Genomic DNA, 14,996 nt, shown 5'->3' on the forward strand with positions numbered 1-14,996 from the left:
GTTGAGTAAAAGCGTTCCCCGTAGAGAATCGGGGTACACGTCCGGTGCGACATCGACGACACGCGGTACGACCTAAACCGTGACGGTCCCGGCGAGCCGGTTTCGCGCGGTCACGAAGGGCATCCATTCCGCTCTCGCAAGCGCGACGAGCGTCTTGATACCGGTCCATGGATTCCTTAGGCATTGGCGTACCTGCTCACTCCGCCCGACACCTAGAACACACCATGTGCAGAAGTGTTCGCAGTTATTGGTCAGCAATCGATACCGGTCTTCGCCGAGGCGGGACCTGGCCCTCTCCACCGCATCAAATCCGGTATAAATGGCGTCTGGTTCTGACTGAACCTTGATCCCTTTTCCTGCTGCAAAGGCGCGCAACGGAATATATTCAATGGGGCGCCGTTTCGCGGAATGATGAAAGCCTCCGTAGTGAATAACCAGTCCATTCCCCGCATAAATTCCGTGGTGTGTGTAGCCTTCGCGTTCACTAATAAGATGCGTACCCACCGCGATAGCGCGTTCTGTGCTGGTCGGCTCAGGGGAAGTTACGAGCCAATCGACATGTGGAGTTTCCATGGCGTGCCACCGATGTCATATCCGTGATGAATTCAGTACCTTCCCCGGATCGAAGACAAAGCGAGTCTTTCCGAGGGACTAGCCTCAGGAAAAGTGATCGCCTCATCACGGTGGATTGACATTCACTCGCCGCCGACAAATCGGCGGTCAGGAAGATCGGGGCGTGCGGCCACCCTCGAGCACATTCCGCGAATCGCCAGTCAAGTTGGATGGTCAGCTTGCCAGCCGCATCATTCAGACCTCGTGCCTCGCTGGAGACAGACGATCGGATCTGGAAGGCCTGTATGAGACTTCAGAAAATGCCGCTGAACGAGACAGCAATTGCGAGCCCGACACTGACCGCGGAAAGCATGATCCAGCCTACAAACACCGACAGGGGTCCGGGATGAAACATGGCGCCCTCCACTAACGATCTCAACGATCGTCAACTCAATCGATCACGAAGCCATGTCGGAATGGTAGGTGCCGCGTCCGCGTCGCGGTAGATACGCACCAGACCACTCACTGTTGCCGCGTAGACACCAATAGGTGCGGCCGCGGTAGCCGCGGTGTTGCCCTGAGGTCAGCGAGGCTGAGCGGCACCTTGGTGGAAACTGGCGGCCAGGCGGATGATTGAGGCAGCGCCACGATACGGACGCACTGTGGCCTTCAACGCAACGTTTGAAGGCGCAAGGGTTCAAGGTGGACTGCAATGGGTATTTCGTCGACTATCAGGATTCTTCGTGGACGAAGGTTGTTGAAGCCTTCAGGCGGCCATCATCGCCGTCAATATTTTCGTTCGACGTGGGTGGCGTTTGCGACCGCGAAGCACATCCACAATGCGATCGCACCGCTTATGGCGGTGCATGAATAGCTTCACGCCTGATGCTCGCGTTCCAGATAGTCTGGATTGAATTCTCCCAGACAAAGCGAGTTGAGCGCCCGAATCTGCTCCGTCATGAAATCGACAAACACGCGAATGCGTGACGGCAAATTCTGTCGGCAGAGATAGCAGATGTAGTGGCCCCGATCGTCCGGCACGTTGTGCCTCAAGGCCACGACGAGTTCATTGCGCGCGATGTAATCGCGTATCTGATATCCCGGCATCTGGGCGATTCCGCGACCTTCCAGGACTGCCTGCAATACCAGGTCCGCGTCGTTGAAAGTCAATCTGGCGGTTGGCAAATACTTTCGCATGCGACCGTCGACCTTGAAATCCCACTCGAAGACGCGACCGCTCAATCGCAGATTGATGCAGTCGTGCTGCGCCAGATCTTCCAGCATAGATGGCAGCCCGCGCTCTTCGGCATAGGCGCGGGAAGCGCAGAGCACCATCTGCATTGGAATCAACTGTTTCGCAATGATGCTTGAGTCCTCGATGCGTCCATCGCGAAACGCAACGTCGATCTGTTCAGCAGCGAAATCGGCTGGCCTGTCATCAAGGCTCAGATCTACCGCGATATCAGGGTAGAGCTCGGAAAACTTGAAAAGCAGCGGAGCAACCACCTTGCGTCCAAATCCAACTGTCGAGCGAATTCGAATGAAGCCACGAGGCGGACCCTGGCGAAGGTCCAACATGTCATTCATTGCCTCGACGATATGGGTCACGCCCTGGTTGCAGTTCTCGAAGAACCGTTCGCCCTCCTGCGTCAGGTTTGTGGTCCTTGTCGTTCGGAGAAACAGACGCGTGCTTAGCTGGGTTTCGAGCTTTTGAACATTTCGGCAGACGGCCGAGCGTCCGATCCCCAATCGTTCACCGGCTTTCGCGAAGCTTCCCTCGGTCGCGACCGCCATGAACGCGATGATCCCTGCGTAGCTCGTCGCGAAACAGGTAGACAGCGCATCAGCGTTGTTGGGTAAGCCAACGCGGAAGCCTCGCTGCGATGTATCCGATTGATCCATTGATGGCCCCACTACTGACACATGAACGGATAAGCCGTTCGAGGCGCCGGTAATGCGTTCTGGCGCGGACAACGACTCTCCTGTTGCAGCGATGAAGTGACCGGGATCGACGCTTTCCTTCCGCTCAGTCTCACCTCGATCTTCGTGCAGCCACGGAAACCGGATGCCCGACTATCACCAGGCGGAATGGCCGCATTCCGCATGCGGCGCGGTCACGCTAAAGTCTAGCACTTGCCTGTTGCAACCAATTGCCGAATGGAGGCGGTCTCGTCTAGTCAACCGCTTCGAGTGCGTGACGGTGCGCTCCCGTTTCACGCGGCCATTTGGATTGTCGCCGAAACGGAAACATCATGTCTCCTCGTGCGACGCTACCGTTACCATCCACGCTCATCTACCATAGTGCGGGATTGTACCGTCGCGTAAGGGAAAACAGGTGGCAGGACGCTCGACTGATTTACTATACGATCGTTCGTTCCATGCAGTTCGTCCCGCCCTGGCAGACGGTGCTTGATCCCGCAGGTGCAGCGCGCTTCATATGGCAGGCTTCGGCGGATCGACGACTGAGAGCCGGAACGCGCATCACCAAATTCGAGACCGCACCATGGACGACAAGAAGCTGCAAGCCCCCCCGCTTTCCCTCCTCGACAGGTATCGGGGCCGGGATTTTCATCCGCTGTATACAACGAGTGTCACCGTTTCGGGCGGCGAGACGGGACACGGTCGCGCATCCGGCGTCGCCCGTTCGGATGACGGAAATCTCGTCGTCGAACTGCGGCTCCCTACCGAGTTCGGCGGACCCGGTAATGGGACCAATCCCGAGCAGTTGTTCGCGGCGGGGTTTGCTGCGTGTTTTCACGGGGCGCTCAACCTGATCGCAAAACGCGCGGGAATGGAGATCAACGACATCGTGGTGGAGGTACAGGTTTCGTTCGGTCGCGATCCCATGGATGGCGGTTATGCATTGGTCATTGACCTCCGTGTCAAGGTGCCGGGCGTTGACCGACGCATGGCGGAAGAGATGGTCCGAACAGCGGAACGCCTATGTCCGTATGCAAAGATGGCTCGGCAAGGGACTGTCAATATCGTGACCGTTGTCGACTGAGTCAACGCCCGTTGTGCGGCAGTTTGATCTGTCGATCCCAGCCTTCCGGGTAAACAGCAGCCCATTCGCCAAGGTCTAGGCACCGACACCACGCCAGATCCAGGTACGGCCTCGACGCCCAGCGAGTCGAAGGCCTCAGATACGTACGGCCGGGGATTGGGACCGAGGTCGGGACCAATCTCGTCCTGAGGTAGCGACCTCATCTCTTTGATTGGTGCCGGGCGGGCAACGCCGTGTGTCTGGTTGCGTGCCTACCGCAACAGGTAGCACCCGCCTATGATCGTGACGTGCTTTCACGAGCGTAGCGCATGCTCGGGGCAGCCAGAAATCCCTGATCTTTCCTCAACTGCATTCGAGCCCGAATGGCGCATCGAGTGGTCGATAAAGGACAGCAAATCATGAAAATCGTCGTCATCGGCGGCACCGGCCTTATCGGCTCGAAGGCCGTCGCCATTCTGCGCCAGAACGGCCACGAGGTCGTCGCTGCCTCGCCCAGGAACGGTATCAACAGCATCACTGGAGAGGGGCTCAAGGAAGCCGTGGCCGGTGCGCAGGTGGTGATCGATCTCGCCAATTCACCATCGTTTGAAGACAAGGCGGTGCTGGAATTCTTCGAAGCTTCCAGCCGCAACCTTCTCGCGGCTGAGGCCGCAGCGGGCGTCCGACATCATGTCGCGCTATCCATCGTCGGAATCGACCGGACGCCCGCTAACGGCTATTTCCGCGCCAAAGTCGCGCAGGAGAAGCTGATCGAAACCTCCGGCATTCACTACACCATCATCCGCTCCACACAGTTCCTGGAGTTCCTCGGCGGCATCGCCGCGTCAAGTGCGGACGGAAACGTAATCAGGGTTTCGCCGGGCCTGTTCCAGCCCATCGCGGCCGACGACGTTGCGGCGATCGTTGCCGACGTGGCACTCGCGGCGCCGCGAAACGATATCGTCGAGATCGCCGGCCCGGAAAGAGCGCCGTTCAACGAAATCATCGCCCGCTATCTGAAGGCGGCCGGCGATCCGCGCGAGGTCGTGAGAGACCCCAAGGCCCGGTATTTCGGCGGGCTGGTCGAGGAGCAGTCGCTCGTGCCGTTGGGCGAGGCGCGTCTAGGCCGCATCGGTCTCGACGAATGGCTGCGCCACTCGCAGGCGGGAGCCTGAGAACATCACGGGCGCCCGCGTCCAGTCCCGCCCGGGCGCTCGCATCGCGGATTCGCCTTGGTCTAACGCCTTCCAGGCGGCCAGTTCCGTCCCGTGATTGGTCGCCGCGACTCACTAACCATCATGCGTACCATTCAGATCCTGCTTCAAACGACCATCCTGCCCTGCAACGACGACTGGTCGATTGCGCGATTCAGCCGCCTGGCGGAATTACTGCGGACGTATCAAGATCCCAAAGGGCGCGTGACGTTCAATGTCGTTGCTCGGGACCGCGAGCAGCTCGGGCAGCCGGACCCGATTCTTTCCCGTCTCGATGAGACCGGGTTCGACGAGTTGTGGTTATTTGCCGTTGACGAAGGCGACGGTCTGACCTCGGCGGATTGCGAGGGAATCACGCGATTCCGGCGCGCGGGTCGCGGCCTGTTGGTCACGAGGGATCACATGGATGTGGGGAGCTCACTGTGCACTTTAGGCGGAGTTGGCAAGGCGCACCGCTTTCACACGCGCAATCAGGATCCCGACCACTCCCGGCGCGTGGCCGACGACCCGTTCTCAACCCACATCTCCTGGCCCAATTTTCACTCGGGCAGAAACGGAGACTTTCAGGAAGTCACGATCGTTGGCCCCATACATCCAGTATTGGCGGACCCCGATGCTCCTGGCGGCGCAATCCGGTTCCTGCCAGCACATCCCCATGAAGGCGCCGTCGACGTTCCTGACGACGAACCAGCTAGAGTGATCGCACGAGGCAAAAGCAAAGTAACAGGAAAGAGTTTCAACCTTGCAGTCGCATTCGACCCTTCTGTCCGGGGAGGTCCCGCCGTCGCTCAAAGTACTTTTCATCATTTTGCCGACTACAACTGGGACGCGCGACTCGGTTGTCCGAGCTTTGTGAGTGAGCCTCCCGGAACCGGAATGCAGACCGAGCAGCAAGCCCTGCGGGACGTCCACCGCTACTCTGTCAATCTCGCGCTGTGGCTGGCTGGCGCTCTCTGAACCTGTCATTCGACAGTTGAAAGAAGCGGTTTCCGTCGATGCCTATATCGAGCTGCCGGCAGGTTTCCGTGAACGCAGCGCCTCTTTCGTGAGAGAGAACCCGCAACGCATGCCGGTCATGCCAGCCGCAAGCCGGATGCGCGTGCCTGCCGGCAGCGCGATCACTTCAGGCATTCCTGCAGGAGCGCTTTGGCGCGCTCGGCAGACAGGCCGCGAATCTTCACGCGCCGCTTGCCGATTTCCACCTCGATCTCGCACACGGGCGCCGGCATCGGTATGCTGCTGCTCATTGCTTCCGATGCTACTGTCGGCTCCGGCGCCCGAAGTACCCATGCCGGGTCGCCTCGGGAAACGGTCGGACCGAGCCGCTTACTTGCAGTGGAATCGTAGAGCTTTACATCCGGCTCTATGGTAAAAATTCACGCTCAGCTTTCTCCAACCGCTCGTCGATTCCCATATCGGCAATCTCGTACCGGCCTACCGTCCATCTCTTGCAGCAACACCACCCCATGAAGTTACTGATGGCACTGACACGACACCTTTTCGTGAGCTTAGGCAACGCGCTGCCCAGGTACGACCCTTTCAATCACATCCGTGCTTCGCTATACCGCAGGGCCGGCATGTCTATTGGCAAAAACGTGACGATCGTCGGGCCGTTGACCGTAGAGCGGAGCTTGAACGAGGAAGCAATTCGCGGCATCTCGATCGGAGACCGGACGTATCTCAACGCTAATACGCGCCTCGCCTGTCGCAACAGCCGGATCTCGATCGGCATCGACGTGCTGATCGGGCCGCACGTATCGTTCGAGACGGCGACGCACGATATCGTGTTTGTCCCCAAACTCGGGCGGAGGCTCGACCACCATGAGATTCGCGTCGAAAACAAGGTTTGGATCGGTGCGGGGGCGACGATCCTGCCCGGAGTGACGATTCACGAGGCAGCGGTGGTTGCAGCCGGTGCCGTGGTCACGAAGAATGTGCCGGCCTATACGCTCGTCGGCGGCGTGCCGGCGCGAAAAATCAAGGATATCGCCCGCACGTGACGGTCGCTCGCGCCGCGTTACGTCGGCGGTACTACTGCAATCTGATCGTTTCCCGACGTGGCCGATTCAACGGCGTCAGTTGGCGCGAGACGGCCGCATCGGATCGAAGCCGCGCTTAAGGGTTTCCCTACCGCAAGATCAGCATCGCCCTGATCTTTTTTCTTCATGCCCTGACAGCGCCGCGATAACCGTCCACATACGATGGGACACGCATCCATTGGTCTGCTTTCGAGCGCCACCATGGTCTCCCTCTCTGTATGTGCAAAAAAATGCGACTAAGCCAATGGCCAATGGCCAATGACACGAAGTGAGACCTCGCCGGCTACCCATATAGCGGCGACGCGGCATTTATCCGGTGCAACGCAACTCGGGGTGCGGACACGTCATCCGCGTTCCCCGATATCAGGAAGACGCCTCGTTAGCGAAACTCAAACAGATTTGCGAGGACAAGACGCATGCCGCCGTTCAACGAGCGCAACCCCGTGGAAGATAAGAACCATTGCGAGAGGCCGCCCCTGCATTGGAAAACATACTGGGAGAACGAATTACGGCCGGACGATCATGCGCAACTCGCTGAGTTCTTTCGAGTTGTTTACGGGGCCGTGAACCGGTCGAACGCGCAAATTTTCGAAGGCAACCGCAGTTGGGCCGGGGCGAGGCCCGAACTGCGAATCATCGGTTACGACGCGCACGGAGTCGCCGCCCATTACGGCGTGCTGCGCAGGTTCATCAGACTCGGCACGGTCGATCAGTTCGTTGCGGAAGTGGGGCTGTACGCGGTTCGCTCCGATCTCGAAGGTTCCGGAATCAGTCGCCACGCCGCAATGAACGTCGTCTATCCGACGCTACGAATGCTGAAGGTTCCTTTCGGGTTCGGGACGGTACGTCATGAGTTGAGACAGCATCTCGAACGAATGGGACGACATGGGCACGGGCGCGTTCTGTCGGGCATGCGCGTGCGATCCACGGCCCCGCAAGTGGCGTTCGAAACCCCGCAAATGCGGGTTGAAGACGTGCTGGTTGCTGTCATTCCGATCGAATGCTCGATGGACGATTGGCCTGCTGGCACGCTCATCGACCGCAACGGGCCGGAGCTATGACGCGCATCCGTGAACGACGCTCCTCGTGCTGCGCATCGGCTGCGTTTGAACTGGACAGTACTGAAGCCAGGGAACGGGCGCAGGCGATTTTCCTGACGTTCGATGACGGGCCCAATCCGTTTTCCACGCCCGATTTGCTCGACGTGCTCGCGGAGCACGAGGTCACCGCTACCTTCTGCGTCATTGGCGCTTACGCAGCCGAATATCCCGACCTGATCCGCAGGATCGTTGCGGAAGGCCACGGGCTGGTCAATCACACCATGACGCATCCGGACTTCTCTGAATGCACACCGGACGAGATCGACCGGCAGCTAGGCGGGGCGAACGAAGTCATCGCGTCGATCTGCCCGCAGGCATCCCTACATTACGTGCGCGCGCCATACGGAATCTGGACAGCGCAAGCGCGGGCCGCATCGGCGAGGCTGGGACTCGAACCGCTGACCTGGACCATAGATCCATGCGACTGGTCATGCCCTGGCGTCGACGCTATCGAACAGGCCGTACTGGACGCTGCCTGCCCCGGTGCCGTCATTCTGCTGCACGACGGTTGCCCGCCGGACGAACTGCCGCCGGACGGTCATCGCGGCTTGCGTGACCAGACCATCATGGCGGTCCGCCGCCTGATTCCGGCGCTGCATGATCGCGGCTTCGTATTTGCGCCGCTCCCCTGTCGCTGCGCGACATCACCTCGCAATACCCACATTGACATGCCATGAGCACGCTCGCTATCGTCGGCGCGATCGCTGTCCTGTCGTATGCGGCGCTCGCCATCGGCTACAAAGGCATACAGGCGCTATACATTCTGCGGGCCGGGCGTTCGACGCGCGCGCGGTGCGCGGCACCGCCCGCAAACTGGCCGAGTGTCGACGTGATTGTCCCGTGCTACAACGAGGCCCCGGCCATCCTCGCGGCGTGTTTGAGTTCGCTGGCGGCACAGGACTACCCGGGCACGTTGCGCGTCTATCTCGTGGACGATGGTTCCAGCAATCGGGATGTCGTCGTGCCAGTGCGCGAAACATGGGCCGACGACCCAAGGTTCGCCTTCGTTCTGCTTCCGCGCAATGTCGGCAAGCGCAAGGCCCAGATCGCCGCGATACATCGCTCGACCGGCGAACTGGTGATAAACGTCGACTCGGACACCGTCATCGCCCCGGATGTCGTGCGCAAGTTGGTCGACGCGATGGCCGATCCCACCGTCGGTGCCGCCATGGGTCAACTGGTCGCGCAAAACCGGAGCGCCACCTGGCTCACGCGGCTGATCGACATGGAGTACTGGATCGCATGCAACGAGGAGCGCACGGCGCAGGCCCATTTTGGCGCCGTCATGTGTTGCTGCGGCCCATGTGCGATCTACCGCCGGTCCGCCATCGCCAGCGTGCTCGAGCAATACGAGACGCAGTATTTCCGCGGAAGACGGAGCGATTTCGGCGAGGACCGCCACCTGACGATTCTCATGCTGATGGCGGGACTGCGCACGGTGTATGTTCCCGATGCGATAGCGGCGACCGTGGTGCCGGAGCGATTTGGGCCTTATCTGCTGCAACAGCTTCGCTGGGCGCGCAGCACCTACCGCGACTCGCTGCTTGCGAGGCGCCTGCTGCCACGCCTCGATCGCTATATCACCGTCGACACGATTGGCCTGCAACTCGGTCCGCTGTTGCTGGCGTTCTCGGTGCTGACGGCATTCGCGCAAATTGCGTTGAGCGCGACTATTCCGTGGTGTGCGATCGTCGTCCTCACCGCGATGACCGTCCTGCGCTGCGGCGTTGTCGCGTGGCGCGCCCGGCAACTGAGATTTTTAGGCTTTACGGTGCATACCTTCGTCAACATTTTCATGCTGCTGCCGGTGAAGGCATGGGCGCTGTTGACGCTCGACAACAGCAATTGGCTGTCGCGCACGACACGTGCGACTGCGCCCGACGAGCACAAAGCGCAAATGCCGGATGCCGCTTACGACGGGGAAATCGTTGTCTGCTCGCAGGCCGAGTCGACGGAGCCCATGTGATGAGGCCAGAGGCCCATCCGGTCTTCATGTGTCGCCCGACCTGCTCACGCCTTTTTTATCGACACCATGGCCTCACCTGCGATAGAGCTAAATAGAGTCGTCAAGACGTATGGCGGTAAGACGGTTGTCGATGCGCTGTCGCTGACGGTGCCGCGGGGACAATGCTTTGGACTTCTCGGACCGAACGGGGCGGGCAAGACCACGACGATGCGCATGCTGCTGGGTATGGCTCCTGCGGATGCGGGCACGATCGCCGTGCTCGGCAGCCGGATTCCCGCGTACGCAGATCTGACGAGGACACGCGTTGGCGTGGTGCCGCAATTCGACAATCTCGATCTCGAGCTTTCAGTGCGGGAGAATCTGCTCGTGTTTGGCCGCTATTTCGGCATGAGCGCACGAAAAATCGCGTCGGTGATCCCTGAGCTGCTGGAATTCGCGTGCCTCGAGAGCAAGGCCGACGCCCGGGTTGCCGAGCTGTCGGGGGGCATGAAGCGACGTCTCACGCTCGTGCGCGCCTTGGTCAACGATCCGGATTTGCTGGTCCTCGACGAGCCGACGACGGGGCTCGATCCGCAGACGCGGCATCTGATCTGGGGACGCTTGCGTGAACTGGTGGCACGCGGCAAGACAATTTTCTTGACCACGCACTTCATGGAGGAAGCCGAGAGGATGTGCGATGCCCTGTGTGTGCTCGAAAAAGGGCGAAAGATCGCTGAAGGAAGACCGAGCATCCTGATCGCGGAGCAGATCGGTGCCGATGTCATCGAGATTTACGGGCCGACGCCGCCTGGACTGCGCGCACGAATCGCTGCCCACGCGGCGCATATCGAATCCGCTGGAACCACGCTGTTTTGCTACGCACCCGACGTCGAGGCGGTTCGACGCGAACTACGCGGCTGTGCCGGACTGCGATTCGCACAGCGGCCCGCCAATCTCGAAGACGTCTTCTTGCGCCTGACTGGCCGGGAACTGCGGGACTGAACCCATGAGCGATTCGCGCCTGCCCGTGTGGCCAAGGAATGCCTGGAACTGGGGCGCCGTTTGGCGCCGAAACTTCCTGGCCTGGAAGAGGCTGGCATTCGCCTCCATGGTCGGCAGTCTCGCCGATCCGATGATGTATCTTTTCGGGCTCGGCCTGGGCCTTGGAGCCATGGTCGGGCGCGTCGACGGCACATCGTATATCGCGTTTCTCGCAGGCGGCATGGTCGCATCGAGCGCGATGCTGACGGCAAGCTTCGAAACGATCTACGCGAGCTTCTCTCGCATGCACGTTCAGCGCAACTGGGACGCGATCCTGCACACCCGGTTGACACTCGGCGACGTCGTGCTGGGCGAAGTCGTGTGGGCCGGTAGCAAGGCGCTGTTGTCCGGCACCGCAATCATGCTGGTTTCGGCAGTCATGGGTTACTCCGCGTGGCCCGCAATGCTCTTCTCCTTGCCCATCATTGCCATTACCGGCCTGGCTTTCGCGGCCCTCGCGATGATCGTCGTTGCGGTCTCGCCGAGCTACGACTACTTCGTCTTTTATCAAACGCTCGTATTGACGCCGATGTTGTTCTTCTGCGGCGGCGTGTTTCCAATCGCTCGATTGCCGCATGGTTTCCGGCAGGTCGCGGATCTGCTCCCGCTCACTCATGCGGTAGCGCTCATCCGTCCGCTCATGCTCGGACGTGTCCCCGACGAGGGCTGGTGGCACGCGGGGTCGCTCTGTGTGTACGCGCTGTGCGCGTTTCTCCTTTCGACCGCGCTCCTTCGTCGGCGTCTCATGCGCTGATCAGAAGCGCGCGAACGCATTTTCGGATGGTTGAGTCTCTTCCCGCTTTATCGCGGTGGAATTGACCGGCAGGGGACGCACTGAGACAGCGGATCATCAGCCATGAAGCCGCCGATGCGAGAGCGTCGAAACACGCGAGCACGGCTACTGCGCCATCCGCAGATCCGCCATCGTCGCCGCAAGAAAACGCGCCGCCTCGCCACCCGTGACGACCCGATGGTCGAATGTCAGACTCAGCGGCAAGATCCGATGCACGGCGGGAACGCCGGCTACCGCCACGACCTGCTCGTGAATGCGGCCGGCTCCGAGAATCGCGACAGTGGGCGGCACGACAATTGGAGCCGCATATTTACCGGCGATCATGCCGAAATTCGATAGCGTGATCGTATTGCCGCGCAGTTCTTCCGGTGGGATCCTGCGTGCCCGGATGTCGGCTCGCATCCGGTCGAGCCCGCCGCGCAGATCCGCTGCGTCGCGGTGCGCGACGTCGCGCAACACCGGCACGAAGAGGCCATCCGGCAGATCGACCGCGATGCCGAGATCGATCTTCTCCAGCACGTGGCGCCGCCCAGTGTGTCCCTCGAACCATGCGTTGAGCCCCGGCTCGGCGCGGCATCCGGCCACCAGCGCACGGATCAGCCGGATCGTGACATCGGTATGCGGCGGCCATGCCTCGATGTCGGCGTCGTCGATGACGGTCGCCGCCGCCACTTCGCTCTGCGCGCGCGCCATGTTCTGCGCCATCGCGCGCCGCACGCCACGCAGCACTTCGGGTGGCCCGAGCGCGGCGAGGACCTTCTCGACGCGCTGCACGTCAGCCGCCGTGACGACACCGTCCGGCCCCGATGGCGTCACCATCGCCAGATCGATATCGAGCTTGCGCGCGAGCGCTCGCGCCGCCGGGACCGCCTTGATCACGCCGGCACCCGCACCCGTGCCGCCGCCAGGCGCCGCCGGCGCTTCGCGCACCACATGCTGGCCGACCTCCATGTGGCCGACCACGGTGCCGGCATCGGCTTCGTCGCTTTCTCCTTCGAATGCGGCGAGCGGCGCGCCCAGATGCACGACGTCGCCCGGCTGGCCGAACAGCTTCGCGATACGGCCGGATTGAGGCGATGGAATCTCGACGATCGCTTTCGCCGTTTCGACCGACAACAGGGGTTGATCCGCGCGAACCTCGTCGCCGCTCGTGACGTGCCACTCGACGATCTCCGCTTCCTGCAAGCCTTCTCCGAGATCGGGCAGTTTGAAGACTTTCATGGCTTCACGACGCCTCCAGAGTCTGCCTGGCCGCGGCGACGATCCGCTCCGTGCCTGGCATATATTGATTCTCGAGTCTGTACAGCGGCACCACCACGTCGTATCCGGTGACGCGCTGCACCGGCGCGAGCAGCGAGTACAGTCCGCGCTCGGCGATATTGGCGGCAATTTCCGCGCCGACCCCTCCGGCTCGCGAGCCTTCGTGCACGATCACACAGCGTCCGGTTTTCGCCACCGACGCGAGAATGGTGTTCATGTCGAGCGGTTTGAGCGTCGCCACGTCGATCACCTCGACCGTCACACCTTCCTGCGCAAGCAGATCGGCGGCGGCCTGCACTTCCTGCAATGCGCCCCCCCAGCTCACCATGGTGAGATCCGACCCAACGCGCAACGTCAGGCAGCTATCGAGCGGCAACGCTTCGCCGTTATCCTCGACTGGCTGCCTGAAGAGCCGGTAGAGCCGCGTCGGCTCGAAGAAGATCACCGGATCCGGGTCGCGGATCGACGCGAGCAGCAAACCATACGCGCGTGCAGGAGACGACGGTGTCACGACGCGCACTCCGGGGATGTGGGCGAACAATGCTTCAGGGTTTTCGGAATGATGCTCCGGCGCGTGAATCCCCGCGCCGCACGGCGCACGAATCACGAGCGGGCACGTCAGCCGTCCGCGGGTTCGGTGCCGCAGACGCGACGCGTGATTCAGAACATGATCGATGACCGGATAGATGAACCCGCTGAACTGGATCTCCGCGACCGGCTTCAAGCCCATCGCCGCCATGCCGATCGCGGTGCCGGCGATGCCGGTTTCAGCCAAGGGCGTATCGATCACCCGCTGCGCACCGAATCGCGCCTGTAAGCCGATCGTCGCGCGGAACACGCCGCCGTTCACGCCGATATCCTCGCCGAGCAGCACGACGTCTGGATCGTGCGCCAGTTCGTAGGCGAGCGCCTGATTCAGCGCTTCGACCATGTTCAGATCAGCCATGGCGGTTCCCCGCGGGAGGCGCGAATCGCTGCGCCATCGCCAGTTGCTCACGCATCGCCAACGGCAAGGTCTCATACAGATGATCGAACATGGCGGAGGTGTCCGGCGGTGGTTGCGCCAGATACGCGTCGACGGCCTGCTCGACCTGCGCAAGACACGCGCGGCCGAGTTGCTCGTCCTGCGCCTTGTCCCAGACGTTCGCGCGCATCAGGTAAGTTCGCAAGCGCAGCAACGGTTCGTACGTCCATTGCTTGCTGAGGTCCTCGGCGTCGCGATAGCGTGTCGCGTCGTCGGCTGTCGTGTGATCGCCAAGGCGATAGCTGAGCGCTTCGATCAGCGTCGGGCCATCGCCGCGGCGAGCCTTGGCGAGCGCCGCGTGGACCATCTGATGCACCGCGATCACGTCGTTGCCGTCGACCTGCAGCCCATCGATTCCCGCAGCAATCGCTTTTTGCGCGAGCGTTTGCGCGGCGCTCTGGCGGCTGCGTGGCACGGAGATCGCCCACTGGTTGTTATTGACCACGAGAACGAGCGGAGCCTGCCAGACACCGGCCATGTTCATTGCCTCGTAGAAGTCGCCCTTGGACGTGCCGCCGTCGCCGAATATCGACACCGCGACGCGCGGTTCGCGACGCAACTGGAACGCGTAGGCCGCGCCGGCGGCATGGCATACCTGCGTGCCGATCGGCACACAGTTCGGGAAATCGTGGCGGGGCACGCTGAAGTCGCTGCCGCGTTCGTCGCCGCCCCAATACAGCAGACTTTCCGTCATGGTGACGCCGCGCAGCAATTGCGCCGCGTGATCGCGATACGAAGGAAACAGCACGTCGTCAGGCTGCATTGCGCTGGCGACGCCGACACCAATCGCCTCCTGGCCGACTGACGATGCGAAGGTGCCGAGCTTGCCGGTACGCTGAAGCGCAACCGCCTTCGTGTCGAACGCCCGTGTCAGCACCATCGCGCGATAAAGGGGAATCAGCGCCGTCGGGTCCTGTGCGAACGCAGGCAACGGCTGGACAGGCTCACCGTCGGGGCCAAGGTATTGCGTGTAGCCGATATGAAAACTGGCAGTCGCGGTCATGACCGCCCTCCATGTTCATTCAGATATCGTATCCGTGCCGGA

The 14,996-nt window shown here is 61.4% G+C and carries 14 protein-coding genes and 1 pseudogene; 9 read left to right on the forward strand and 6 right to left on the reverse strand.

Annotated features, from left to right (window positions below):
* Positions 1-72 precede the first annotated feature (72 nt).
* The gene (locus BUE39_RS21260; RefSeq protein ID WP_073430690.1) at positions 73-573 is read right to left on the reverse strand and encodes a lecithin retinol acyltransferase family protein; all 501 of its coding nucleotides are present in this window, start codon (positions 571-573) and stop codon (positions 73-75) included.
* An 855-nt stretch (positions 574-1,428) separates the two neighbouring features.
* Positions 1,429-2,454 (reverse strand): LysR family transcriptional regulator, encoded by a 1,026-nt coding sequence (locus tag BUE39_RS21265; protein ID WP_073430691.1) that lies wholly within the window; start codon positions 2,452-2,454, stop codon positions 1,429-1,431.
* A 601-nt stretch (positions 2,455-3,055) separates the two neighbouring features.
* On the opposite strand from BUE39_RS21265, the gene BUE39_RS21270 reads away from it, so the two are divergent.
* The 3 genes from BUE39_RS21270 (at position 3,056) to BUE39_RS21280 (ending at position 5,706) form a co-directional block, all read left to right on the forward strand.
* Positions 3,056-3,556 carry an Ohr family peroxiredoxin gene (locus tag BUE39_RS21270; protein ID WP_073430692.1) on the forward strand — a complete coding sequence of 167 codons (501 nt, stop codon included), beginning with the start codon at positions 3,056-3,058 and terminating at the stop codon, positions 3,554-3,556.
* Between the two features lie 398 nt (positions 3,557-3,954).
* On the forward strand, positions 3,955-4,710 hold the full coding sequence (locus tag BUE39_RS21275; protein WP_073430727.1) for an SDR family oxidoreductase: 756 nt from the start codon (positions 3,955-3,957) through the stop codon (positions 4,708-4,710).
* Positions 4,711-4,833: 123 nt separating this feature from the next.
* Complete coding sequence (locus tag BUE39_RS21280; protein ID WP_073430728.1) at positions 4,834-5,706, forward strand: hypothetical protein; 873 nt, start codon at positions 4,834-4,836, stop codon at positions 5,704-5,706.
* A 161-nt stretch (positions 5,707-5,867) separates the two neighbouring features.
* Here BUE39_RS21280 and BUE39_RS35940 read toward each other — a convergent pair whose 3' ends face one another.
* Positions 5,868-5,996: a hypothetical protein gene (locus BUE39_RS35940; RefSeq protein WP_268802005.1), complete on the reverse strand. Its 129-nt coding sequence runs from the start codon at positions 5,994-5,996 to the stop codon at positions 5,868-5,870.
* A gap of 588 nt (positions 5,997-6,584) precedes the next feature.
* On the opposite strand from BUE39_RS35940, the pseudogene BUE39_RS36080 reads away from it, so the two are divergent.
* From BUE39_RS36080 to BUE39_RS21310, 6 genes and pseudogenes are all read left to right on the forward strand, one after another.
* A pseudogene (locus BUE39_RS36080) lies at positions 6,585-6,749 on the forward strand (acyltransferase); the annotation flags it as partial.
* A gap of 455 nt (positions 6,750-7,204) precedes the next feature.
* Positions 7,205-7,849, forward strand: coding sequence for a NodA family N-acyltransferase (locus BUE39_RS21290; RefSeq protein ID WP_073430694.1), 645 nt, complete (start codon positions 7,205-7,207; stop codon positions 7,847-7,849).
* Positions 7,846-8,565: a chitooligosaccharide deacetylase NodB gene (gene nodB / locus BUE39_RS21295; RefSeq protein WP_073430695.1), complete on the forward strand. Its 720-nt coding sequence runs from the start codon at positions 7,846-7,848 to the stop codon at positions 8,563-8,565. The genes BUE39_RS21290 and nodB overlap by 4 nt, the downstream gene beginning before the upstream one ends.
* On the forward strand, positions 8,562-9,854 hold the full coding sequence (gene nodC, locus BUE39_RS21300; RefSeq protein WP_073430696.1) for a chitooligosaccharide synthase NodC: 1,293 nt from the start codon (positions 8,562-8,564) through the stop codon (positions 9,852-9,854). The genes nodB and nodC overlap by 4 nt, the downstream gene beginning before the upstream one ends.
* Before the next feature lie 66 nt (positions 9,855-9,920).
* The gene (nodI, locus tag BUE39_RS21305) at positions 9,921-10,835 is read left to right on the forward strand and encodes a nodulation factor ABC transporter ATP-binding protein NodI (protein WP_073430697.1); all 915 of its coding nucleotides are present in this window, start codon (positions 9,921-9,923) and stop codon (positions 10,833-10,835) included.
* A gap of 4 nt (positions 10,836-10,839) precedes the next feature.
* Complete coding sequence (locus BUE39_RS21310; protein WP_073430698.1) at positions 10,840-11,628, forward strand: ABC transporter permease; 789 nt, start codon at positions 10,840-10,842, stop codon at positions 11,626-11,628.
* A gap of 144 nt (positions 11,629-11,772) precedes the next feature.
* Here BUE39_RS21310 and BUE39_RS21315 read toward each other — a convergent pair whose 3' ends face one another.
* Genes BUE39_RS21315 through pdhA form a run of 3 tightly spaced genes read right to left on the reverse strand, consistent with a single transcriptional unit; the run spans position 11,773 to position 14,954 of the window.
* Positions 11,773-12,888 (reverse strand): dihydrolipoamide acetyltransferase family protein, encoded by a 1,116-nt coding sequence (locus tag BUE39_RS21315; protein ID WP_073430699.1) that lies wholly within the window; start codon positions 12,886-12,888, stop codon positions 11,773-11,775.
* 4 nt (positions 12,889-12,892) lie between these two features.
* Positions 12,893-13,873 (reverse strand): alpha-ketoacid dehydrogenase subunit beta, encoded by a 981-nt coding sequence (locus tag BUE39_RS21320; RefSeq protein WP_073430700.1) that lies wholly within the window; start codon positions 13,871-13,873, stop codon positions 12,893-12,895.
* Complete coding sequence (gene pdhA / locus BUE39_RS21325; RefSeq protein ID WP_073430701.1) at positions 13,866-14,954, reverse strand: pyruvate dehydrogenase (acetyl-transferring) E1 component subunit alpha; 1,089 nt, start codon at positions 14,952-14,954, stop codon at positions 13,866-13,868. The genes BUE39_RS21320 and pdhA overlap by 8 nt, the downstream gene beginning before the upstream one ends.
* Positions 14,955-14,996 lie beyond the last annotated feature (42 nt).

The sequence above is a fragment of the Paraburkholderia terricola genome, assembly GCF_900142195.1.
Lineage (GTDB): Bacteria > Pseudomonadota > Gammaproteobacteria > Burkholderiales > Burkholderiaceae > Paraburkholderia > Paraburkholderia terricola.